General features: G+C 32.8%; 23 protein-coding genes. 14 read left to right on the forward strand and 9 right to left on the reverse strand.

Annotation, left to right across the window (positions count from 1 at the left end; genetic code table 11):
- Window positions 1–18: 18 nt before the first annotated feature.
- Window positions 19–819 (forward strand): acyl-CoA dehydrogenase family protein, encoded by an 801-nt coding sequence (locus D1869_RS14805; protein ID WP_156015813.1) that lies wholly within the window; start codon window positions 19–21, stop codon window positions 817–819.
- Here D1869_RS14805 and D1869_RS14810 read toward each other — a convergent pair.
- Genes D1869_RS14810 through D1869_RS14820 form a run of 3 tightly spaced genes read right to left on the reverse strand, consistent with a single transcriptional unit; the run spans window position 799 to window position 3,190 of the window.
- Window positions 799–1,233 carry a MaoC family dehydratase gene (locus D1869_RS14810; RefSeq protein WP_156015814.1) on the reverse strand — a complete coding sequence of 145 codons (435 nt, stop codon included), beginning with the start codon at window positions 1,231–1,233 and terminating at the stop codon, window positions 799–801. The two genes, D1869_RS14805 and D1869_RS14810, sit on opposite strands and share 21 nt — an antisense overlap.
- A gap of 29 nt (window positions 1,234–1,262) precedes the next feature.
- A complete protein-coding gene (locus D1869_RS14815) occupies window positions 1,263–2,342 on the reverse strand; it encodes an acyl-CoA dehydrogenase family protein (protein WP_156015815.1) in 1,080 nt (359 codons plus the stop codon).
- 32 nt (window positions 2,343–2,374) lie between these two features.
- Window positions 2,375–3,190, reverse strand: a complete 816-nt coding sequence (locus D1869_RS14820; RefSeq protein WP_156015816.1) for a DMT family transporter — start codon at window positions 3,188–3,190, stop codon at window positions 2,375–2,377.
- Between the two features lie 131 nt (window positions 3,191–3,321).
- Between D1869_RS14820 and D1869_RS14825 the strand changes: the two genes are divergently transcribed.
- The 3 genes from D1869_RS14825 to D1869_RS14835 all read left to right on the forward strand — a co-directional run bounded on the left by D1869_RS14825 (window position 3,322) and on the right by D1869_RS14835 (window position 5,811).
- On the forward strand, window positions 3,322–3,654 hold the full coding sequence (locus D1869_RS14825) for a DsrE family protein (RefSeq protein ID WP_156015817.1): 333 nt from the start codon (window positions 3,322–3,324) through the stop codon (window positions 3,652–3,654).
- A gap of 270 nt (window positions 3,655–3,924) precedes the next feature.
- The gene (locus D1869_RS14830) at window positions 3,925–4,119 is read left to right on the forward strand and encodes a hypothetical protein (RefSeq protein ID WP_156015818.1); all 195 of its coding nucleotides are present in this window, start codon (window positions 3,925–3,927) and stop codon (window positions 4,117–4,119) included.
- Window positions 4,120–4,170: 51 nt separating this feature from the next.
- Window positions 4,171–5,811 carry an oxidoreductase gene (locus D1869_RS14835; RefSeq protein ID WP_156015819.1) on the forward strand — a complete coding sequence of 547 codons (1,641 nt, stop codon included), beginning with the start codon at window positions 4,171–4,173 and terminating at the stop codon, window positions 5,809–5,811.
- Here the strand turns inward: D1869_RS14835 and D1869_RS14840 are convergent.
- Window positions 5,795–7,051 carry an MFS transporter gene (locus tag D1869_RS14840; protein WP_156015820.1) on the reverse strand — a complete coding sequence of 419 codons (1,257 nt, stop codon included), beginning with the start codon at window positions 7,049–7,051 and terminating at the stop codon, window positions 5,795–5,797. The two genes, D1869_RS14835 and D1869_RS14840, sit on opposite strands and share 17 nt — an antisense overlap.
- A 135-nt stretch (window positions 7,052–7,186) precedes the next feature.
- Here D1869_RS14840 and D1869_RS14845 point away from each other — a divergent pair, with 135 nt between their 5' ends.
- From D1869_RS14845 to D1869_RS14855, 3 genes are read left to right on the forward strand one after another with little or no spacing between them, the layout of a single operon-like run.
- Window positions 7,187–8,410: an NAD(P)/FAD-dependent oxidoreductase gene (locus D1869_RS14845; protein WP_156015821.1), complete on the forward strand. Its 1,224-nt coding sequence runs from the start codon at window positions 7,187–7,189 to the stop codon at window positions 8,408–8,410.
- Window positions 8,411–8,432: 22 nt separating this feature from the next.
- Entirely contained in the window at window positions 8,433–10,721 is a 2,289-nt protein-coding gene (locus tag D1869_RS14850) for a xanthine dehydrogenase family protein molybdopterin-binding subunit (protein ID WP_156015822.1), read from the forward strand.
- A complete protein-coding gene (locus D1869_RS14855; RefSeq protein WP_156015823.1) occupies window positions 10,718–12,031 on the forward strand; it encodes an FAD binding domain-containing protein in 1,314 nt (437 codons plus the stop codon). Before D1869_RS14850 ends, D1869_RS14855 begins: the two co-directional genes overlap by 4 nt.
- Here the strand turns inward: D1869_RS14855 and D1869_RS14860 are convergent.
- Window positions 12,006–12,737, reverse strand: a complete 732-nt coding sequence (locus tag D1869_RS14860) for an enoyl-CoA hydratase/isomerase family protein (RefSeq protein ID WP_221267085.1) — start codon at window positions 12,735–12,737, stop codon at window positions 12,006–12,008. The two genes, D1869_RS14855 and D1869_RS14860, sit on opposite strands and share 26 nt — an antisense overlap.
- A gap of 126 nt (window positions 12,738–12,863) precedes the next feature.
- Between D1869_RS14860 and D1869_RS14865 the strand changes: the two genes are divergently transcribed.
- Window positions 12,864–13,985, forward strand: a complete 1,122-nt coding sequence (locus tag D1869_RS14865) for a thiolase family protein (protein ID WP_156015825.1) — start codon at window positions 12,864–12,866, stop codon at window positions 13,983–13,985.
- Window positions 13,985–14,242 (forward strand): PhlB family protein, encoded by a 258-nt coding sequence (locus D1869_RS14870; protein ID WP_156015826.1) that lies wholly within the window; start codon window positions 13,985–13,987, stop codon window positions 14,240–14,242. The genes D1869_RS14865 and D1869_RS14870 overlap by 1 nt, the downstream gene beginning before the upstream one ends.
- On the opposite strand, the gene D1869_RS14875 is transcribed toward D1869_RS14870, so the two are convergent.
- Window positions 14,229–14,696: an STK_08120 family protein gene (locus tag D1869_RS14875; RefSeq protein WP_184650999.1), complete on the reverse strand. Its 468-nt coding sequence runs from the start codon at window positions 14,694–14,696 to the stop codon at window positions 14,229–14,231. The two genes, D1869_RS14870 and D1869_RS14875, sit on opposite strands and share 14 nt — an antisense overlap.
- A gap of 160 nt (window positions 14,697–14,856) precedes the next feature.
- Between D1869_RS14875 and D1869_RS14880 the strand changes: the two genes are divergently transcribed.
- On the forward strand, window positions 14,857–15,834 hold the full coding sequence (locus D1869_RS14880; RefSeq protein ID WP_156015828.1) for a Glu/Leu/Phe/Val dehydrogenase dimerization domain-containing protein: 978 nt from the start codon (window positions 14,857–14,859) through the stop codon (window positions 15,832–15,834).
- On the opposite strand, the gene D1869_RS14885 is transcribed toward D1869_RS14880, so the two are convergent.
- From D1869_RS14885 to D1869_RS14895, 3 genes are all read right to left on the reverse strand, one after another.
- Window positions 15,808–16,254, reverse strand: a complete 447-nt coding sequence (locus tag D1869_RS14885) for a hypothetical protein (protein WP_156015829.1) — start codon at window positions 16,252–16,254, stop codon at window positions 15,808–15,810. The genes D1869_RS14880 and D1869_RS14885 overlap by 27 nt on opposite strands.
- Before the next feature lie 383 nt (window positions 16,255–16,637).
- Complete coding sequence (locus tag D1869_RS14890) at window positions 16,638–17,168, reverse strand: DUF1404 domain-containing protein (RefSeq protein ID WP_156015830.1); 531 nt, start codon at window positions 17,166–17,168, stop codon at window positions 16,638–16,640.
- A gap of 1 nt (window position 17,169) precedes the next feature.
- Window positions 17,170–19,617, reverse strand: coding sequence for a cbb3-type cytochrome c oxidase subunit I (locus D1869_RS14895; RefSeq protein WP_156015831.1), 2,448 nt, complete (start codon window positions 19,615–19,617; stop codon window positions 17,170–17,172).
- 249 nt (window positions 19,618–19,866) lie between these two features.
- On the opposite strand from D1869_RS14895, the gene D1869_RS14900 reads away from it, so the two are divergent.
- The 4 genes from D1869_RS14900 to D1869_RS14915 all read left to right on the forward strand — a co-directional run bounded on the left by D1869_RS14900 (window position 19,867) and on the right by D1869_RS14915 (window position 22,214).
- A complete protein-coding gene (locus tag D1869_RS14900) occupies window positions 19,867–20,460 on the forward strand; it encodes a sulfocyanin (protein ID WP_156015832.1) in 594 nt (197 codons plus the stop codon).
- Between the two features lie 59 nt (window positions 20,461–20,519).
- Entirely contained in the window at window positions 20,520–20,963 is a 444-nt protein-coding gene (locus tag D1869_RS14905; protein ID WP_156015833.1) for a cytochrome c oxidase subunit II, read from the forward strand.
- A gap of 4 nt (window positions 20,964–20,967) precedes the next feature.
- Window positions 20,968–21,417 carry a cytochrome c oxidase subunit II gene (locus D1869_RS14910; RefSeq protein ID WP_156015834.1) on the forward strand — a complete coding sequence of 150 codons (450 nt, stop codon included), beginning with the start codon at window positions 20,968–20,970 and terminating at the stop codon, window positions 21,415–21,417.
- A 62-nt stretch (window positions 21,418–21,479) separates the two neighbouring features.
- On the forward strand, window positions 21,480–22,214 hold the full coding sequence (locus D1869_RS14915) for a hypothetical protein (RefSeq protein WP_156015835.1): 735 nt from the start codon (window positions 21,480–21,482) through the stop codon (window positions 22,212–22,214).
- The last annotated feature ends 54 nt before the right edge of the window (window positions 22,215–22,268 follow it).

A 22,268-nucleotide genomic window follows, 5' to 3' on the forward strand; every position in this document is an offset into this window, starting at 1 on the left:
TGAGAAGAAATAAATAATATGCTTCTACATGTAGAAGAAGATGAGGACATAAAACTTATCGTAGACTCTTTAAAGGAACTCCTTGATAGAGAATGGAATGTTTTAGGTAGTAAGAAACCTGAGGTTAATAGTGGGAAAATCCTTGATCTATTTTATAAGTTAAAGGATTTAGGAGTGTTTGAATTTCTAGAGAGTTCTAGTATTTTACAATCAGTTTTAATAAATGAGTTTGTAGGAGAGAATTTACTCCCTGGGATAATAGCAACAACTTTTATGGCTAAAAAGGATGTTCCAACGTCTGTAGGAATAAACTATGTACCAGAATTAGATAAGGCTGAATATGTAGTTACGCCTAAGGGGATTGCTAAAGTTAGCGAAGTAGAGTATGTGGAAATAAAATCTCCAGATCCATCAGTTAGAGTGTATAAAATATTATCTGGCAAATGGTCTCCTTATGATAATTTCAATTTTATATTTCTAAATGCTTCTGCACAAATGTTAGGTCATGGCACATATTGTTTAAATAAGACTATTGAATATGCTAAAACGAGAATAGCATTTGGAAAACCTATAGGTTCTTATCAAGCAATTAAACATAAACTTGTTGATGATGCTATAGGTTTAGAGTTAGCAAGATCTAGATACCTAGTTGATACTGATCCTTCATCGTTTGAATATTCTTTTAAAAAATCTTTTAGAGCAATCTTAGACTCTATTCAAGTTCATGGGGGAATAGGTTTCACTACTGATCTTGATCTTCACTTGCATTTAAAAAGAGTGATATTAATTAATAAGATCTTAACTCCTTTTGTTAGCTAATATTTCCATATTTAGAATCATTACCTCTTCTTTGTTTTGATTTATAATAGAAATTTTCAAATATACTTTTCCATCTTTTTCTCTTTCTTGCTTATTTATAACTTCTACTAAAGCCTTTAGAGTATCTCCGATTTTAACTGGTTTTTTAGCATTAATTTCCAGCTTAGTTAAGGCAACAAAACCTTCTCCAAATGGATCCGAAGGTAATTGGTAAGTCAGACCAACTCCGATTGACGCAGTTAATAAACCTGGTAAAATTCTTCCTTTAAATCTTGTTGTTTTTGCATATTCTTCATCTAAAAATAAAGGGTTTAAAGCACCCGTTAAACCAGTGAATAAAACTACATCTGTCTCTGTCACAGTCCTACCTTTACTTTCCCACTTCTGCCCTACTTGAAAATCCTCAAAATACATAAATACTTCATTAATTCTCTTTCTAATATTTATTTCGGTAATTTTAGTAGTCTCTCACCTATTAAGTTTCTCAATATCTCAGATGTACCACCAGCAATTGTTCTTCCCCTAGAAGCTAACATACCTAAATACCAATTGTCCTCCATAATAGTCTCTAAATCGTATTGGGAAACTGCTATTTCATAAATTCTCTGTAAAATCTCTGATGAGACCAACTTTAAAACGGCACCTTCTACGTCAATTTCTTCTCCTCTCCTTATCTTTATAAGGAGTCTCTTGTAGAATGCTTCTAGTCCTTTTATTTCTTCTTCTAATTCTTTAACACGTAGTTTTTCCAAAAGCATTTTAGATACAAACAACATTGTAACTCCTAAGAAAAATCTCTCGTGATTAAGAACAGTCATTGCAACACTCCATCCTTCACCAACTTTACCAACTATATTTTCTTTAGGTACTTTTACGCTGTTTAGATAAACTACGTTAAATTCACTCTTGCCAGTAATTTGAGTTATCGGTGAGACTTTTATTCCCTCTTGTTTCATATTAACTATAAGCATTGTAAGTCCCTTATATTTGTCTTCTCCAGTTCTTGCTAAAAGTAACATATAATCAGCTAAATGCGCATAACTACTCCAAATTTTTTGACCATTTATTTCTAAGTAATCTCCCCTATCTTCGGCCCTTGTCTTAATATTTGCCAAATCAGAGCCCGCTTGAGGTTCTGAAAATCCTTGGCACCAAATATCTTCGGCAGAGAGGATTCTTTTAAGGTATTTTTTCTTTTGTTCCTCATTCCCATGCTTAAGAATAGCCGGACCAGCAACCATTAAACCTATGGAACCTAAACTCCTACCATAAGGTAATCCAGCCCTAATAAACTCTTCGTAAGCTATTATCTCATAAATAGGATCTAAACCCTGACCCCCATATTCTTTAGGCCAAGTTATTCCTAAATATCCAGCTTCATAAAGTTTCCTTTGCCAATTTTTTAACTCTTCATAGTTCTCAATCTCAACGGTATCAAAAAGGATTTTTTTACCCATGAGATTCTTGGGTGCATTTTGGCTTATCCATTCCCTTAATTTCCGCCTATACTCTTCTTCATTCATAAAATTATTTTAGAATTCAAAAATAAATTTCTTTAAGATGTCATAGTCAAGTAAACTCCTATTAAAGTAATAGCAGAACCAATAATCTCAATAGGAGTCGGGATTGTCCTAAAGAAAGCATAAGATAGAATGTATGCTGTTACTGGAACTAATAGTGAACCCGTACCAGCTTTTATACTACCTAAATATTTTACTGCATTAAACCAGAAGAAGAAACCACCAGCTTGAGCTATTAGAGCCAAGATTATAAGTAAACTTACTGCTGTTAAGCTTAATGTAAAGTGAAAATCGATTGGAGTTAATACAAGTAATATTGGTAACGAAGTTAGAGCCATAGAAGCGTTTAATTTAACTATATCTTCCTCAAGGAGATTTCTTCTATAGTAAACGGTGCCCATAGCCCAAACTAGCCCACCTAATAATCCAAAGAATAATCCAAGATCAAAGCTCACAAAGGCTGCAGCAGTTATTCCTATTACGCCCAGAATTATGCCTACTATCCCTTTAGTTCTAATTCTTGTTCCCAATGCATATTCAATAATTAGGATAAACAGAGGTTGTGTGTATATCATTACTGCAACTAAACCAGGGTTCTTAGAAAAGTATACTCCAAGGTTTAAAAATGTTAATAACCCGACAAAGTTTAATAACCCGTTTATGAACTGTTTAACTCCTATACTTAGACTCCTACTTAATGAGTAGAAAAATATGAAACCTACAGCTACTCTTACAACACTTATTATCATGGGAGAAGAATATTCAGATACTAATTTAGTTAGTGGATATGAGAATCCCCAGACTATAGCTACTGGTATCATCCATTTGACAAAAAGAGTTGTAGATGACACAGATATTTTTACCATTCCACTTTTTTAAACATAACTTTACTATTGGAAATTTGCTATAAATTAGTAAGTTTAAAGTTATTTAATGTTTATCAAAAATGAAAATATAAGCTAATTTAATATAAGCAATTGTGATGGCAAAAGTATTATTTCTAATAATGTCTGGGGACGATAAATTCGATTTAGCTATGAGAATGGCATACAATTCAATTAAGAATAAGAGGTATGAAGATGTTAAAGTCATATTTTTTGGGCCAAGTCAAAAGAAATTAACTCAAATAGATGGAGAAATTAAGAACATGTTCCAAGAAATGCTAAATAACAAGGCTATAGACTCAGCTTGTATTGGTGTAGCTCAGGCAATGAACATAAAACCACATTTAGAAAGTATGGGAATAAGTCTAATGCCTGCTGGAGAAAGAGTATCATACTATGTTAACCAGGGTTATGAAGTTATAACATTCTAATTTTTATTAATTAACTTATTTTTTATAGTTTTGATATTCTCTTTTTTCTACTCTTATCATTAACTCATGAATTTTGGGAAAACATGATAAAAGTGATACTAGTTCTTATCATCTAGACGTCTTAATTTTTAATAAAAATATTTTTTCATTATTTTTGTTTAAATCAGTTATTCATCAACACTCATATATGTATATTTATATACTTTCACAGATTCTGATAATCATAAAAATTTATAAATTAGTGCAACTATATTATACATGTGAGAAAAAATGGCAAAAATAGGAAAATTGTGTGGCTGTAGTACATTGATAGCGTTGGGTGCTTTTCTATTTGGAGGCGGTTTAGCGGGCTTAGTTAGGATAGCTTCACCAGAATTTCCACTATACCTTGGAGTACTATTAATGCTAATAGGTACTTTGTCTGCTTCCATAACTATTGCACCAGATAAATCTCAAGAATACTGAGTTTCTCAAAAGTAAGTTAGATTTATTTATTTTATTAACGTTTTTTAGCCCATGAGACTACTAGAGCCTTTTTACATAAGAGATGTCGAATTAAAAAATAGAGTCGTAATGTCTCCTATGATCACTAATTTAGGAACACCAGAAGGTTATCCGACTGAAGAGCATATAATGTACTTTGTAAGAAGGGCTTCTGCCGGATTATTAATTACAGAGTATACTTACGTAAATAAGGTTGATGCTAGAGGCTCTCCAAATCAGTTAGGTTTATATGATGATGAACTTATTCCTAAATTTGCAAGATTAACCGAAGCTGTTCACAATATGGACTCGAAAATTTTCGTTCAGCTAGTTCATGTTGGGAGGAAGACTAGAAGGGGTCTGATATGGAACAATCAGCCAATCGCACCTTCTAACATACCACTTTTAGACCCAGTTAGAGAGATGACAGAGGATGATATTAATAGAGTTATAACGGATTTTGTTAAGGCCTCAGAAAGAGCTGAAAAGAGCGGTTTCGACGGAATAGAATTACATGGTGCTCATGGGTATTTAATTGCTCAGTTTTTATCACCAGCCACAAACAAAAGAGAGGATAAATATAAGGATGGAGTAATATTTCTAGAAGAGTTACTGAAAGAGATAAGAAGAGTTGTAAGTATCCCAGTTGGAATGAGGATTTCCGTTACTGAATTCGATCCTCAAGGTTTAACCCCAGAACTTGTGGCAAAAATAGTCAAAAGAGTAGAGAATTTATTAGATTACGTTCACTTATCTGCTGGTAGAGATGGTCCATTAGGTGGATCATCATCGTTCTACTATAAAAGACCAAGTTACGTGGATGAGGCTAAAGTAGTCAGAAAGACAACTAGTTTACCACTACTTTTAGTAGGTTCAGTATCAACTGTAGAAGACGCAGAGAAGGTCCTAGAGGTAGCGGATGCCGTAGTTCTAGCGAGACAAATTTTAGCAGATCCAGATTGGGTAGTAAAAGTTAGGAACAATTTACCAATAAGACCATGCATTAGATGTAACCAATTATGTAGATTATTATCAACCAGAGAAGTAAGATGTGATGTTAATCCAGAATTAGGATGGGAAATTCTGAAGCTAGAGAAAGGTGAAGGTGAGGTTAAGATTGTTGGTGGAGGAGTAATGGGATTAGAAACTGCACGAGTTTTGGCTCTGAGAGGATTTGAGGTAAAGTTATATGAGAAAGACGATAAAATCGGTGGTCAACTAAATGAGATTAGGGATCCTTGGAAGAAGGCAGAATTTATGAGGCTGATAGATTATTACGAGAAAGAATTAAAGAGATTGGGAGTTAAAATATACTTATCTACGGAGGAAAGAGAGGCTGATATATTTGCTTTACCAAGGGAGAGACAACCAGAGTTTAAGGAATATAAGGGAATGAGGATTTTAGTGAATTCGAATCTTTATGCTTACCAAGATTATGTATTTGAGTGGGTTAAGCATAATGAAGTTTATGTAACGGAGAATGTGTTTAAAGGTTTAGATAGAAATAGGGGATATCTACTTCAGCAAAAATACAAAGAATTAGGAGTAGGTATTGTTAAAGAAAATGTTAAAGCTGATGTAATTATTAATGACGTTAGAAGAAATCAACCTACAATTGGTCAGTCTATTGCTCGCGGTTATTGGCTAGGTATGACTTTTAAACCGAAATACTAGTCTCCTCTAATGGCTTTCTTGAAGTTTCTTTCGCTAATACTATGGATATTATATCGGCTAATAATGATAAGCTTCCAAATAACATAAGAACGTTAGTAAACCCCAAGTGATGCTCCAATATAGGAAAGTAAAATGTCCCCAGAACACCGCCTATTCTACTTATTGCAGTTGCGAATCCTTGTCCGCTTGCTCTTACTGAAGTTGGATAAAGTTCTGTAGGATAGAACAATGTGACAGCACCAGCCCACTGTTCAAAAGCCACGAAAGTCATGAAGTATGGTACTAAAATACTTCCAGATATATGGGTTAAGGAACCTAAATAAAGTAAGACACTCATTACTGAAAGACCTGTGATCAACGTGGGTCTTCTTCCTAAAGGATCCACAACGTTTATTGCTATTATATAACCTATTATAGCACCTACTGATATTGCCAGAGTCCCTAAAACTACTTCATATTTTGACGGAAAAGCAAAATGCTCAAGCAAGTAGGGATAATATAAACCTATTCCATAAGAAGCGACGTCAAATAAAAACCATACTGATGTTACGAAGAATGTTACTAAAAGTAGTCTTCCTTTGAATATATCCGTGAACGATGTAGCACCTTTTACTTGAAGTTCTTTTTCCCCTTTTTCTTTTCCAACTGCTACTAACCATCTAGGTGATTCTATAAGTTTGATTCTTAATAATACTATAGGTAAGGAAATTATCGCACCTACAAGGAATACATATCTCCAGAAATATTCACCAGTAGGTAAGAAGAGTAAGGTAAATAAGGCTGAGATAGCAGTACCAATCCAGTACATTGAGACCGAACCAACTAAATATTTTCCTCGAGATAAAGAAGGCGAAAATTCACTCATTATAGTGCTACTTATTGGATAATCACCACCTATGCCAAAACCTAAAAATAGCCTGGAAAGGAATAGGCTAGTGAAACTGTTAGATATGGCTGTTAAAATGCCGAAAACTAGGAAAAACAATAAGTCGAAGCCCATCAATCTTTTTCTACCAATTTTATCCGCTAAATAACCGAAAATTATTGATCCTGGTATCATCCCGATAAGGGAAGAGGAGACAAGTAGTCCTAATTCGGCTGAAGTTAATGAAAATTCTTTAGCAATTATTGTGGAAGCAAAGGATATTACTGAAAGATCATAACCATCTAATAAGAAACCTCCAGAGCTTACGAAGAACGCTCTAACTTTTATCGCCCAAGGTATTTTTTCAAAACTCATAACCAAGAGATGCAATTTCTTCCTAAAAAATTTTAATAATTTAAATAGGAGCTATATCTGTAATTATTTTTCTTTTACGTGAAGATTTGTTAAAAAGTTAAATATTAGATTGCGTAAAATTAAGTGTGAATACACTTGGAAAAATTCACTGATTATTTAATAATCGGAAGTGGGGTTGCTGGGTATCATGCACTAAAACAATTAGAAAATGAAAATGTAATCATGGTAACTTCTGATAAATATTACCCATATGATAGACCTCCATTATCAAAAGAATACCTCAGAGGAAAAATAGATAGAAATTCAATATTTTTTGAGAAACCAAATTATTATACCAAGGGAGAAAATATAAGGATTATACTGAATACTAGTGTTGAAAAAATTAATGTAAAGGAAAAAGAAGCAGAACTTAGTGATGGTACAGTAATCCATTTTGACAAAGCACTTATTGCTACTGGTGGTAGACCAAGAAAGCTAAAATTACCTGGAGAAGAGTTAGAGGGAATCCATTACCTCAGAACGCTAGATGAGTGTGACTCATTAAAACAAGAAAAGGGTAAAGAAGCTGTTATAATAGGCGGTGGCTTTATCGGTATAGAAGTCGCTTCTAGCCTTACAATGTTAGGTGTAAAAACTACAGTAATAGAGGTTAAATCATATATTTGGAATACACTTGTGGATGAAAAAATTTCGAGACTAATACAAAGTTATTTTGAAAAGCACGGGGTTAATTTCGTGCTAAATGAAGGAGTAAAAGAGTTCGTGGGAGATAAAAGAGTAAGTAAAGTTATTACTGAAGGAGGTAAAACTCTAAATGCAGACTTTGTATTAATAGCCATAGGTATTGTCCCTAACATAGAAATAGCTCAGAAAAGTGGAATAGAAGTAGATAACGGAATTATAGCTAATGAATATCTTGAAACTTCAGCTAAAGATATTTACGTTGCTGGTGATGTAGCAAATATATATGACCCAGCTATAGGTAAAAGGAGAAGGATAGAACATTGGAATAATGCAGAATATACCGGAAAATTAGCCGCTAAAAATATGTTAGGAAAGAGGGAGAAGTATAACTTCTTATCAACTATTTGGTCAGATATATTCGACTTACATATAGAGTCTGGTGGTGATACAATGGATTATGATGAGTACATAATTAGAGGCAACTTCTCTGTGGATAATCCTAATTTCAATGTAATATACTTGAAAGGAGGGGTTATAAAGGGTTATGTGGCTATAAATAGAGATTATGAAGAACTTTCAGCATTAAATAAACTAATAGTTTCAAAGGTTGATGTTAGTAATAAGAAAAATGAATTAAAGGACGAAAAATATGACCTAAGTAAATTAAGTTTATAAAGAATGTTTCGCTCTATTTTTTATGTATATTGAAGGATTACGTGCTGTTAACGGTGAAGGAGAATACATAAATGACTTACCAGACTTAGCTGGCACATTATACATGGCTATTTACAGAAGTCCTATCGCACACGGAAAAATAAAGAAAATAGATCTTAGCGACGTCAAACTTCACGGTGGTATTGCTTTTGGACCAGAAGAATTAAGTAAAGTTATTGTAAATCCTTTTCCTAATACTGTGGACTTACCAATAAAATATTATCCTTTTGCGAAAGATAAGGTTAGATTTGTGGGTGAACCGATAGCTGTAGTTTTAGCCAAAGATTATTATAAGGCTATTGATTTACTAGATTATGTAAACGTTGAAATCGAAGAATTACCAACTGTTATCACAATTGAGGATTCTTTAAAAAACGAGGTTTTATTACATGAAGAGGTAAAAACGAATATAGCGATGCATAAAATTATGAGATTTGGGAATATAGAAAGAGCTTTTTCCGAATCACCTATCGTTATTTCACATATATTCAAATTCGGAAGACACTCAGCATTACCCCTTGAGACTTACGGTATATTGGCTAGATTTAATGATGAACTAGAGGTTTGGGCAAATATACAAGGACCTATGCTACAAGTTTATTTCCTTAGTAGGGCACTTAATATACCTATAAATAAGATTAAATTATTTTCACCCAGAGATATAGGTGGGAGTTTTGGAAACAAATATTCTCTTTATCCATATATTACTTTAGCTGCAGCAGCATCAAAATTAACGGGAAAACCTATTAGATGGTTTGAAAGTAGAGCTGAAAGCTTTATAGCTAGTTCGGCAGGAGGGGAAAGAAGAGGAAATGTTGAAATTGCAGCAACGAAAGATGGGGTAATAAAAGGTGTACGATACACTTTTTATGAAGATGTTGGGGCATATGTTAGACCTCCTGAGCCTGGAGTGCTATTTAGAGTTCAAGGTAATTTGAACGGGGCTTATGATATTAGGGCTATTGAAGCTGAATATTACGTAGTTTTAACTAATAAGTCTCCTACTGGTTTAAATAGGGGTTATGGAGCGCCCCCATTTTATTTTGCCTTGGAGACTGCAGTTGATAAACTTGCTGACGAAGTTGGAATTGATCCTCTGGAATTAAGGTTAAAGAATTTAATAAAAGTTTTTGATAAAGAGATTAACGGACAAAGATTTTATGAAACAATTTCAGGAGGGCTTTACCCAGAACAAGACTACGTTAAGGTTGTGAAAGCTATTGAAGAGGAGTATAAGAAATGGAAGAATATGAAAGACGTAGGAGTTGGTATAGCTGTGATCGTAGAGCCTAGTGGAACAAATTTGGCTTATGTGGATTTAGCATTAAATAAAATAAGGAATCCTCATTCAGCCTCTAGTGACTATGTCACTATAGCTCTTAACCCAGACGGTTCAGTATCTGTATTTGTTAATGGTACTAATGAGGGTTTGGGGCATGAGACTACAATAGCTGAATTTATTTCAAAAGAGCTTGGGATAGATGAAAGTCTTATTCATGTGGAAAATAGGGTTGATACTACACAGCCTTGGAACTTGGCTAGTGGTAGTTATTCAAGTAGATTTGCACCAATCGTAATGAGTGCAGTAAAGAATGGGGTAGATGAGCTTAAGAAAAGATTAGCAGAATTAGCTAAAAAGTATCTAGAAACTGAAGAGATAATATTTGAAAATGGAAGATTTTATGATGCTAAGAACAAGGAAAAGTATGTAGATATTAAGAGATTAGTCTCAGCTTACCATTGGAACCCATCTGAATTTAATTATGATAAAGCTCTCTCTGTTACCTCATACTTTTATTCTCCCCTTCTAAAACCTTCTCAAGATAATAAGATAAATTCTTCCTTAGGATATGCTATTCAAGCCCATTTAGCTATTGTAAAAAGGGATGAGGTTACTGGTGAATTTAAAATAGTTAAGTACGTCATTTCACATGACGCTGGGAGAATATTAAATAAGAATTTACTTGAAGGGCAAATGTACGGAGGACTTTTACATGGTATTGCGTTAACATTTTATGAGGAATTGAAATATGATGAAAGAGGAAATCCTTTAGTAACCCTCTTTGATTCTTATGAATCGCCAACTTTATCTGAAGTTATAGATACACAAGTTGAGTTCATTCATTTTGAAACTCCAGCAAAATATATTCCTACTGGTTCATATGGGGGTGGAGAAGGACCAATAATGGCGGCTCCAGCTGCATTGGCTAATGCAATCTCAAGGCTTATAGGAAAAAGAATAAGTGAAGTGCCTATTAGGGTGATTGAATGAGCTTTGTGTTAGGTATTCCTAAAAAGTTTAAGTACATTAAGGTTAACTCTCTTGATGAAGCCTTAGAGTTACTTAGAGATGGATCAAAAGTATTAGCTGGTGGTCAAAGCTTATTACCGCTATTAAAATTAAGAATACTCGACGTTGATACTCTTATAGATATAAAGAATTTAGATTTAAGGGGCGTAAAGGAAAATGAAAAAGAAATTGAGATTTACTCATTAACCACTCATAATGAAGTTGCTTCGAAAGTTAAACTACTCTCTAAAGCGGCTTTCACAATTGCTGATTTTCAAGTTAGGAATAAAGGAACTATAGGAGGCTCATTAGCACACGCTGATCCTTCAAGTAATTACTATCCGGCGTTACTAACACTAGATGCTAAAGTTAAGGTAAAGTCTAAAAAAGGCGAAAGAGAGATAAAAGTTTCAGATTTATACTTATCACCTTACACTACTTCCATAAGAGAAGATGAAATAATAACTAGTATTATTATCCCTAAGAAGAAAGAGTTAAACTTCACTTACGAAGTTTATAAGAGAGGTGGCTCTGCATATCCTACAGCTATAGTTGCAGTTGCTATTGAGGGAAATAAATATAAGGTTAGCTTTGGTGGAATAACCGAGAAACCTACTCTATTTGAAGGTAAAGTTGAAGGTGAAAGTACTATCAAAAATGTTATTGAAAGGTTAAGAAAGGAAAAAATCATTTCAGATATTCACGCTGATAGTAGTACTAGATTAAAAATAGCCGAAAGGCTGTTTGTGAACGCTTTTTTAAAGGCTTTAAAAGGAGTCTCAGATAAACTCGATATTCCAAATATTGAGAATAAATGGAAAAGTGATATGATAAGAGGCGAAGAAACGGTTACAGTTAGAATGAAAGTTAATGATTTTGAAGTAGAAGATGAGGTTGAACCTAGGACTCTTCTTTTGGATTTCCTAAGAAGGAACGGATATAAGGAAGTTAAAAGAGGTTGCGATGAGGGAAAATGTGGTGCTTGTACGGTAATCATAAACGGTAAGGCGGTTAAATCATGTTTGACTCTGGCTGTTGAAGTTGCAGGATCAGATATAAGGACTGTTAAAGGACTTTCAGATATTAAACCGATAAAGGACTCTTTCTTAGAAAACTTTGCAATGCAATGCGGATATTGCACACATGGGTTTCTAATGGTTACTTATGACTATCTAAAAAGGGTAGGCAAAAAGGATGATGAGTTACTTAAATATAGCATAAAAAATATTTGTCGATGTACTGGTTATTTTAATATTATAAAAGCAATTAAGTCTTCTTCCTTGAGTCAATAAATTCTTTCATCCTCTTTTTTGCTGACTCTGTTTGAGACAGCAACGCTAATTCCATTATAGCCTTTTCAACCATTTTCTTATCTTTTCTAAGCCATCTTTTTATAGTTTTTAAAGAATAGAAATCAAGTTGATTAATCATCTCTATAACTCTGTTAACTTCCTCTATTAGTTTATCATCTGGTACAACGTAATCGACCAGGCCTAGAATTTTTGCCTCTTCAGCAGTAATAGCTTCGCCAGTGAGTACTAATCGATTAATCCTCCTTCCTAATGCTAAAGGACCTATAGTTATTGCCATTGGAGGGATTAAGCCTAACTTAGCTTCTGGGATAGAAAATTTTGCAGATTGCACTGCTATAGTAACATCACAGAAGAGCAGTATTTCGCATCCTCCTCCATATGCTAAACCATTAACAGCACATATCAATGGTTTTTCAAGTTCAGTTAAACTCTCTATTGCTGAATAAAGTGTGAGAAAGAAATCTTTAGCTTCATCAACATCTTTTAATTCATACATAGCATATATGTCATCGCCAGAAGAAAATGCTCTTCCATTCCCAGTAAGAACTATAACTCTTGTATCATCCTCATTAGCCTTCTTTAATAGTTTAGATAAGGAATCCCAACTCTCTCTATCAAGAGCGTTAAGTCTTTCAGGTCTATTAAATATTATCCATGAAACGTTACCTCTTTTTTCGTAGATCATATATTGAATGAGTCTAATTTATTATTTATTTTTTAGTTTGGCTTACAGATATTCAGTAAGATATATCATTTCTAATGTTTTAACAAGCAAGTGATTTTTTAAACCTTAATCCAAACTTATTAAGCAATGGTTGCTATTGTTGATGTAGGAATTACGAAATTTGGGAAAAGAAAAGAAAATATCTTTGACCTTGTTAAAGAAGCTACAGAAAAATTACTGAAATATGATATTGATTATGTAATAGTTTCAAATTCATATTCTGGAGAGTTTAATCAAACCTCAGGGTTAAGTTCCCTTATTACCACATATTTAAATTTAGATCATGTACCTTCTTTAAGGGTAGATAACACAAGCGGAAGTGGAGGATCAGCAATAATGGTTGCAAAATCTTTACTCGAATCCAAAGAAGCAAATATGGTTTTAGTAGTGGGAGTTGAGAAAATGTCTGAGAAAAAAACGAGAGAAGTTACTAAAATTATCTCGTCATTATTACCATTTGAGGAACGCGTTGCGTCCCTTCCTTCTCTTGCATCTATATCTGCAATAGAATATATGAGAAAATTTAATGCAACCAGAGAAAGTATAGCTCAAGTAGCTGTAAAAAACCATTATAATGGTTCACTTAATCCTTTCGCGCACATACAGAAGAGAGTAACATTAGAAGAAGTATTGAATTCTCCAGTTATTTCTGAGCCTCTAAGACTTTACGAATATACCCCTATAAGTGATGGAGCTGCAGCTGTAGTTATGGTTAGAAATGAGGATGCGCTAAGTTATACTTCTAAGCCTGTTTACATAAAAGGAATAGGGAGTAGTAATTACACAGCGTATGTAAGTGAAAAAGAGGATTTTGTGACTTTACCAGCAGTAGTAGAAGCGTCAAGAAAAGCATTTAAGAAGGCTAAAGTTGAAAAGATTGATTTTGCAGAATTACACGATATGGCGACTATCCTAGAAATTATACAGTCTGAAGATATTGGTTTATTTAAGAAGGGTGAAGGATGGAAAGCAGTTATGGAGGGTTTAACTTCACTTGATGGAGAAACACCAATAAATCCCAGTGGGGGATTAAATTCAAAGGGTCATCCTATAGGGGCTAGCGGTGTTGCACAAGCTGTTGAAGCATTTTTACAAATTAGGAATGAGGCTGGAAATAGGCAAGTTAAAAATGCTAGAGTTGGTCTTTCGTTAAGCATGGCGGGTTACGGTAATTCTGCTACTGTAATTATATATGGTGATGAGCCTTGATGAAATGTACTAAATGTGGTTATATGACTTTAGGTAGGATTAAGTGCCCTAAGTGTGGAGGAGAGTTGACTAACGTAGAAGAGATAGAAGGAAAAGTACTATTTAGCTGGATATTAAATGTGACACCAGAAAATCTTGAAGAGAAGTATTACCTTTCTCTAGTTGAAACTCATAATGGAAAGGTTTTATGTAAATCTTTAGAAAGATATGAGGGAAGAGTTAAAGTTAAGAACGGAGAATGTATTAAATATGTCTAGCTATTCTTTCTTTTCTTATTATTTCATCAAATTCTCTTTTTGATTTTTCTATTGTCTTTTTAATTGCAGATACTATCGCTTTTTCTTTCTCACCCTCATATTCAATTAATACTTCTAAAAATTCATTTATTTCAATTTTTCCACTTCCATTAGGCTCAGTTCCCATATACATCATGTCAAGTTCTTTTTCTTTTGGTAATTTTATTAATTTGGGTTGAAATAGCATAACATAAGATATTTTGACTGGAGATACAAATTTTCTTACTTTAGCTTCAACTGGAAAAACTGAGAATAAAGATGACAATTCACCATAAATATAAAAAACATTTTCTTCGTCTGAGGGAAATATAAATTTAAATGGAGTAAAATTCTTAAAGAAGAATATATGATCGGACAGGATATAAAATACTACTTCTCTTTCGTGTGACGTTTCAAATTTAATATTAACTCTCACAACAAAGTATAAACTTACACATTTAAATGTTTTATTAATCAAGTTTAAAAATGTTTAATGGTAACTCATTTACGTAAATCTATAAAATTTCTATTTAACATTGATAATGTTAGCAACAAATAAAATAAAAACTTTTTAGGATAAATGATAAAAGTATATTGTGCTTGAAACTAAAAAAATTCTACAAAATAATGTTAATGACTCCTTCTTCATTCCAAATAAGATTTTAACATTTAAGATAAGAGGAAATAATAATGTTTATAAGGGAATTAGGGTACAATATTCTAGAATTTTTGGACCATATGCAGGTGGAGTTATATTTTCAGAGGAAATGGACTTAGATACTTTGATAGATTTAACTATAATTTCCTTTATAAGAAATATACTTTTTAACTTACCGTTGGGAAGTTCTATTGGTTGTATATGTGCACCAAGATCACAGGATAAAAAAATATTAATATCGCAATATATAAATTATGTGAGAAATAATATAGATGAAGATATTTTAATACCAGATGAAGGAACAGAAGATATGTCAGAATTATTCTATGAAATAGCAAATATAGATGAAAAATACATTACAAATATAATTTATACTGATTATTTATCATATTCGATCGGAATTGCAATACTACTCAAATTTGCACTTAAAGGAAACTTTAACGTTAAAATCGGTATTCTAGGATCAAACCCAGCTAATACTACACTGTTTAGCTTATTAGAAAGCTTAGGTTCAGAAGTCTTTTCAGCCAATTTAAATTCAAAGTGTGATGCACTTATTATTACAAGTGGAAAGAAAATAGTAAATTCGTTTAACCAAGATAAGATAGAAGCTAAAATCGTAGTTGAGGGAAGTGATCTAGCAATAACATATGATGGATATAAAAAACTGAGAAATAGGGGTATAATCGTAGTCCCAGACGTATTAGCAAACTCCGGAAAAGCAATAGGCATTTATTTAAAATGGGTAAATAATAGAATTGGGAAAGTAATGTATAATGAAGAAGAAACTATAAGGTTTTTATACGAAAAAATTAATAGAACATTAAGAGAAATAATAAATGAAAACAAAAAACTTGATGAATTAAAAGAGACTTTATTTTTAACGGCATTATCCAAGATAAGCCATACCTATTAATGACCCCATTGGAACTTGACTAGATGTACCTACATATATAACTTCAGTTACAGTATTTCCTTGAATCAGAACAACATTTTCGTTAAAACCTTCTATGTATGTATATAACCCAGAATTACCAGAGAAACCTAAGCTATTCACATAATTCTGGGCATATATAGGTGATTTAAATATCATTTTTATGTATATTAACCAATCAGAATGAGTATCGATAAACCTATAGTAATATTCTTTTTCCAATCCTTGAGCACCTTGAGTGGTAACATAACTATTATACAATGTCCATTGACCACCTAAGAATTTGCTTGGATTTGGTGGTTTAACTGCTTGAGGAACTGAGGAAAGACTTAAAATGCCTAGAGATAGAGCAGCAATTATAACAACAGCCACTCCTATAACATAAATTAACCCTTTATCCATTTTTTCACCTAATTATATATACTATCAATTTTCATCTTAATAAATTTTTATATAAATGTTTATATGAGTGTGCAAATGTGGTATTCCATGTAATTTTACAAATGTCTAATTTTCTGAGTTTAATCAACTTTAACATATAGCAGTTGTTCTACTTTAACGCGGCTTAAAGATTTTCACTAAATCTAGTGCATTCCATAAACATATTTGAGTTAATTTGAGGAATTCCTTCTCACATTTCGTTATTAACAAAACGTCAGACTAAAAACTTTATCGATAGTATAGGGGATTTCGCATTACTGAGGAAAATTAGAACAACTCCTATTTAACATAGTTTAATTATAAATTATAATTATAAATATGTTGAAGGAGATAGCCACTAATATCTAATTTGTAAATATTTTAGCAAAAAATAATTTTAATAATATATATACTCCTAGAATATCCATAACAACGAAAACTATAGAACCAGCTGCCGGTAACTCATATCTGGGATAAATTGAATAAGGAGAGGAATAAAGTGAAAATCCAATTATCCACATATAAGATAAAAGAGAATCACCAATCATCCATAAGAAGAAAAGAAAAACTAAGAAATTTATTGAAAATTTACTAATAGAAGATCCAATTAGTACCCCAGATATTGTCATAGATATCACATCTATAATCCAAATGAAATAGACTGAAGTAGCATAATCGAAAAACCATGGCAAGTGCCAGAATATAATAATGGGTAAAGCTACAAAGAGAAATTTTCTTGATAACGAATAGAACTTATTTGACAGAAATATTGATATGCCGAGAATTAAATAATGAAATAACATCGGTATTGCTGGAGAATATGATAAAAAACTAAATGTAAATGGTAAAATTAAAAATATATCAAGTGGAAGAAGATAATAAAAAATCTTATTCATCTTAAATCCCGAAGAATGAGATTTGCCCTGGAGTAAATGGATGATAGAACGGCAATTGCAAGTATAGCATTGTAAATACTATTACCCATATTCCATCTACAAAATGCCAATAATATGATGCCGCAGTAGAAGCTTCATAGGGTATTATTCTCCTTGCCCTTAACAGCGTGAACGCCCATAGTGTTAGCCCCATAATAACGTGAAAACCATGTAACCATACTATAGTGAAGAAGAATGATGTTACGATATTTTCTTGTGGAGTAAAGTGAATTATGTGTGTAAACTCATACATTTGCCCACTTAGGAATGTTAATCCCATTAAGAATGTTACTAACCCTAAATACTTAAATCTCTTTAATTTACCCTTTAGTAAACTATCATAGGCGAAATGTGATGGTATTGAGCTTGAAAGTAATATTATTGTCATTGCTAATGGTAAACCGTACCAATCGACATGGAATGAAGCCAAATATGGTTGTGCTGCAGGTGTCCAGTTAATCGTATAAAGATAACCTCCTATAAATCCGCCAAATAAGAATATTTCTGCTATAATTAAATATAGAACTATAGTTCTTGTTTGGATTGCCTTTTGTATTCCCTCAGTTGTTACGGATAATGGATTTGAAGATCCTGAAAATGGCGAACCAGCCATTTTCGTCATCTCAAACCCGCCAGGAGGCCTTATAGAGGGTACTGATGGGTATAGTTCTTTGAAATAATCGTTATAAACCCAATAACCTCCTACCGCTAAGAAGGCTAAAATCATTGGTAAACCTACATCTAGTAATCCAAATCTTAAAATATATAAGAACCCTAGTCCCGGTAAAAACATTAAAATGCCTAGTAATGCTGGTAAAAATGTTCCATGTCTGTGCTCTGGTATAGATCCGTCCATTGCTCTACCAAATGTTAATGGTAGGGCTACTGGTTTAATATAAAAGTCTGGTAATCCAATTACTTCAACTCCCCAAGGATCTAGACTTTCAACCCTTTTACCTTTAACCCAACTATAAAGTAAATTACCGAAGATTAATACTAGTCCTATACCCATTATTACTCCTCCTACATCAATTAGTATTTGGAATGGATAGTATATCATCGATGGAACCCATGCATACCTTCTTGGCATACCTAATACTCCTTCAACGAACATTCCAGTAGCTATTACAAATGCACCAGCTACTGTCATTATGGCACCGCTCTTAGATAATTCCATATCGTACATTTTACCAGTAAAATATGGGAAATAGTAGAGCAGAGCAGCTAAAAATGCTACTATAATAGCGAAAACCATGTAGTGGAAATGGCCCACAACAGCATAGGTACCATTTAAATCGTAATCCAGAGGTATTAATGGGAATAACACACCAGTAATACCTCCAACAAGGAATAGTGCTATAAAACCTATAGTAAGGATTGAATATCCAGTGACTCTGAGTTTTCCTTGATAGAATGTAGCGGTCCAATTAACTACTTTTACACCAGAAGGTATTGCTATTGCCATTGTTATAGCTGATGCAACTGCATCAGCCCAAAAGTTAAATATTGACGTAAACATGTGATGCATCCAAACTCCCATAGCACTTAAGAAGGCTATTGCAAAAGAGGATAAGGCTAAGGCTTTATAACCATAAATTTGTCTACCCACAGACCTCGGTAATATTTCGCCAATTAGGCCCATTGCTGGAAGCATAAGGATATATACTTCTGGATGACCGAAGAACCAGAAAACATTTTGCCATAGTAATGGATTTCCTCCAGCATGGGCATTAAAGAACTGGAAACCCCAGTTTCTCTCTAAAAATGCCATAGCTAAACCGGCTGTCAATGGTGGTAAAGCTATCATTAGTAATATCGCTGTAGAGAAGAAAGCCCAAACAAATAATGGCATCTTAAAGTACGGTACTTTCTTTAGCCTAGTAATTGTTAGTATGAAGTTTATTCCAGTTAACGTACTAGATATACCAGCTATTATAAGAGCTATCTCTATTACATCCATTCCTATTCCGCTATTTACTTGTAAATCCACAGAAAGTGGTGCATACATATACCATCCAGCATTTACAACTCCAACCAGAGGAGAAATTGCCGTTAAGGTGACAGCAGGGACTAAAATCCAAAATGAGAGTGCATTTATTTTAGGCCAATATAAATCATGAGCACCAATCATTCTTGGAACTAAATAATTAGCTAGACCAGCAGATAATGGCATCACTACGAAGAATATCATAAATATACCGTGAAGTGTTAAAGCGTCATAATATGTAGTAGGACCTATATTGTTAAAAGTTAACTGAGTCCTCATTACCGTTGCTTCAACGCTTCCGATAATTAGGCTAATAATTCCTAGTGTTATGTACATTATACCAATATCTGAAGCATTAGTAGTAGTAAATGCTATTTTTAGAACTTCCTTAATTTTATGAGCTACACTACTCATAATTCTCATTAATTAATATCTGATACCGGTTTATTAATCTTATTATCAAAAACTTTTATAGTTTAAAACTTTGATTATATTTTAATATTTAAGAGAAAAAATTTAATTAATCACAAACCATCTTGTTTGTACCGTTCAAGAGTTTAATATATATAATTAATTAAGTTAATTAAAAATTGAACATTAAACAACTAGTACTCTTTGTTGGTATAGAGTAAAAAAATAAAAGTTTGAAAAATACAATTGATTTATGAGAATATGAGAAAAGCCGTCTCACCAACTTTTACAGCTATAATCGCTATCGTAGTAGCTATAGTAATAGTAGGGGCAGCAGTCTATACATATCAACAGTTTTTAATGTACTCATCAAAGACCTCAGCGGCAATTACAACAACGTCAACAACTCCAAAACACACATTACCTTATAATCCTACTAACAAAACTGTATTTATTACCTTAGTAACGCTATCTAGCGGACCTACATTTAATTTTAATGGCACAGATTTCGGAGCAATGGTAATATATGTACCAGCTGGATGGAACTTATATATTACATACGTTAATCAACAAAGTTTACCACATAACCTCAATTTAGTAGCTAATGATACACCTACTCCAAATTCGGCTAATATTGCTGACGACGGAAAAATCCTCTTAACGATTGGAGCTACAACGAGTGACTATCAAAGTTCCGGGTTAATGAGTGGTCAGTCAGCAAGTGAATTATATTCTGATATACCTGCTGGGATTTATTGGCTTTGCTGTGGCATTGCTGGGCATGCAGAATCTGGAATGTGGGTAGTTTTAGTTGCATCCCCTAACGTTACTACTCCATACGTTGTTATAAGCTAAATTCTTTTTTATAATTTTTTGCGTTAACTATAAATATTAGATTATTAAATATTCTTTTGATGACTAGGTTATCTATAGAAGTAATAACTATGATAGGGGCAGCTTTAATTCTTGCAGTATTAGGTGGTATTGCCTTTCATGATTTAATAATGATAGATACGGGTGGATATTTCCCACATAATGAAAAACCAGAAGTGATCAGAGTTATAGCAAAACAGTATGTCTGGGAATTTATATATCCTAATGGAACTGTAAGTTATGATAAAGTTGTTATACAGGCGGGTAAACCGTATATCTTTAATCTAACTTCCGCTGATGTAATCCACGCAATGTATATTGTACAATTAGGGTATAAACTTGAGGCTATCCCAGGATATTATTATCCATTATACATAATAGTAAATAAACCGGGAGTGTACAACATTTATTGCGCCGAATTTTGTGGTCCGGGACATTATACTATGATAGGGGAGCTCATAGTAGTTAATTCTACAGCAGGGTGATAAAATGAGTCAAAGACTTTCTAAAAAGGATTACGCATTATGGATAATATCAGTAATAGCAATGTTCTTTATCTTTGAAGCATTAGGAAATTTCGGAAATTTAACTGCTTTATCTTCAGCTTCACCAATTTCACTAGCCGAAAAATCATTATTCAAAATTACTTATATTGCAGCTGGCGGTGTGTTTGCTATATTTATGGGTAGTTTAATCTTTCTCTCTTTAAGGTTTAGAGAGAGGAGTGAGGTGAGCGTACAGAGGAAAATTGATTATAGTGCAATTAGTCTTGCTACATTGATAGTTACTGGAATAATATTAGTTTGGTTCTCTTTACCATATTTATCTCCTAATATTCCTCTAGTATTACAATTTAATTCTGGTATTTTAATCTCAATGGCCATGTTTCTATTATTTGCATTAACTATAGTGCTATATAAGGAATATTATAAAGATTAAGTTAATTATTTTTCTATTTTCTTCTAATTAAACTTTAAAAACCTAAAAACGGGTGTTAATTTATGGGAAGAAAAAAGTTAGTAATATTTATTACGGCATTATTCTTCTTGTTCTTATATTTCTCTCTTTTTCCTCCAGGATTATTTTCAAATATTATAGCTCCAATAATCTTCTGGATAATGACACTTTTTATTACACTCTTCTATCCTCTTAACACAGTATTTACTTACGTCATGGCTAATTTCAAAAGGAAAAAAGAAATCTCCATTTCAACCCTAATGTACTTCCCATTTCATCTCTTGATATTTAGTTTAGCCTTAGAAAAATTGCTAACACTATTCTTTAACTATTCCCCAACATTCTATCATGGAGAAGTGAATTTAGCGTTTTCCCCATTTGTAACTTCTGGTTTAGGTTTTCTCTTTAATCTTCTATTTAATCCCTCTATTGAAGTGTTACTACCACCATATTATTTTCTTTCAATTACACCATTTGCAATATTTATAGCTTTAAGTATAACGTTTTTAGTATCTGCAAATATAGGTAAAATATTTGAATTTATAAGATCAAAACGATTAATTGCTGGAGTAATTAGTCTTGGATTAGTTGGTGGGAGTACATGTTGCTTATCATTGCCAACTATCATAGCGTTTTATACTCCGCTTTCTTTTCTTGCGTATAACGTTATAAGTGGTGAAATTTTAACAATAGTGTATTTTGCTTTACCATTAATTGTAATATTTTCTCTATATGATCTGTTTAAAAGATCTCTTAAAGTTAAATGTGATTGTAAATAGATTAAACATTTTAGTAAAACTTAAATAGTTTTTAGTATAAAATTTCTTTGTGAG

This window comes from Sulfurisphaera ohwakuensis (genome assembly GCF_009729055.1).
In the GTDB taxonomy this organism is placed as follows: domain Archaea; phylum Thermoproteota; class Thermoprotei_A; order Sulfolobales; family Sulfolobaceae; genus Sulfurisphaera; species Sulfurisphaera ohwakuensis.

Bases quoted from the DNA above. Each gene is read 5' to 3' on its own strand.
- D1869_RS14805 (WP_156015813.1), top strand. From the start codon at position 19: ATGCTTCTACATGTAGAAGAAGATGAGGACATAAAACTTATCGTAGAC.
- D1869_RS14810 (WP_156015814.1), bottom strand. From the start codon at position 1,233: ATGTATTTTGAGGATTTTCAAGTAGGGCAGAAGTGGGAAAGTAAAGGT.
- D1869_RS14815 (WP_156015815.1), bottom strand. From the start codon at position 2,342: ATGAATGAAGAAGAGTATAGGCGGAAATTAAGGGAATGGATAAGCCAA.
- D1869_RS14825 (WP_156015817.1), top strand. From the start codon at position 3,322: ATGGCAAAAGTATTATTTCTAATAATGTCTGGGGACGATAAATTCGAT.
- D1869_RS14830 (WP_156015818.1), top strand. From the start codon at position 3,925: ATGGCAAAAATAGGAAAATTGTGTGGCTGTAGTACATTGATAGCGTTG.
- D1869_RS14835 (WP_156015819.1), top strand. From the start codon at position 4,171: ATGAGACTACTAGAGCCTTTTTACATAAGAGATGTCGAATTAAAAAAT.
- D1869_RS14840 (WP_156015820.1), bottom strand. From the start codon at position 7,051: ATGAGTTTTGAAAAAATACCTTGGGCGATAAAAGTTAGAGCGTTCTTC.
- D1869_RS14850 (WP_156015822.1), top strand. From the start codon at position 8,433: ATGTATATTGAAGGATTACGTGCTGTTAACGGTGAAGGAGAATACATA.
- D1869_RS14855 (WP_156015823.1), top strand. From the start codon at position 10,718: ATGAGCTTTGTGTTAGGTATTCCTAAAAAGTTTAAGTACATTAAGGTT.
- D1869_RS14860 (WP_221267085.1), bottom strand. From the start codon at position 12,737: ATGATCTACGAAAAAAGAGGTAACGTTTCATGGATAATATTTAATAGA.
- D1869_RS14865 (WP_156015825.1), top strand. From the start codon at position 12,864: ATGGTTGCTATTGTTGATGTAGGAATTACGAAATTTGGGAAAAGAAAA.
- D1869_RS14870 (WP_156015826.1), top strand. From the start codon at position 13,985: ATGAAATGTACTAAATGTGGTTATATGACTTTAGGTAGGATTAAGTGC.
- D1869_RS14885 (WP_156015829.1), bottom strand. From the start codon at position 16,254: ATGGATAAAGGGTTAATTTATGTTATAGGAGTGGCTGTTGTTATAATT.
- D1869_RS14890 (WP_156015830.1), bottom strand. From the start codon at position 17,168: ATGAATAAGATTTTTTATTATCTTCTTCCACTTGATATATTTTTAATT.
- D1869_RS14895 (WP_156015831.1), bottom strand. From the start codon at position 19,617: ATGAGAATTATGAGTAGTGTAGCTCATAAAATTAAGGAAGTTCTAAAA.
- D1869_RS14900 (WP_156015832.1), top strand. From the start codon at position 19,867: ATGAGAAAAGCCGTCTCACCAACTTTTACAGCTATAATCGCTATCGTA.
- D1869_RS14905 (WP_156015833.1), top strand. From the start codon at position 20,520: ATGACTAGGTTATCTATAGAAGTAATAACTATGATAGGGGCAGCTTTA.
- D1869_RS14910 (WP_156015834.1), top strand. From the start codon at position 20,968: ATGAGTCAAAGACTTTCTAAAAAGGATTACGCATTATGGATAATATCA.
- D1869_RS14915 (WP_156015835.1), top strand. From the start codon at position 21,480: ATGGGAAGAAAAAAGTTAGTAATATTTATTACGGCATTATTCTTCTTG.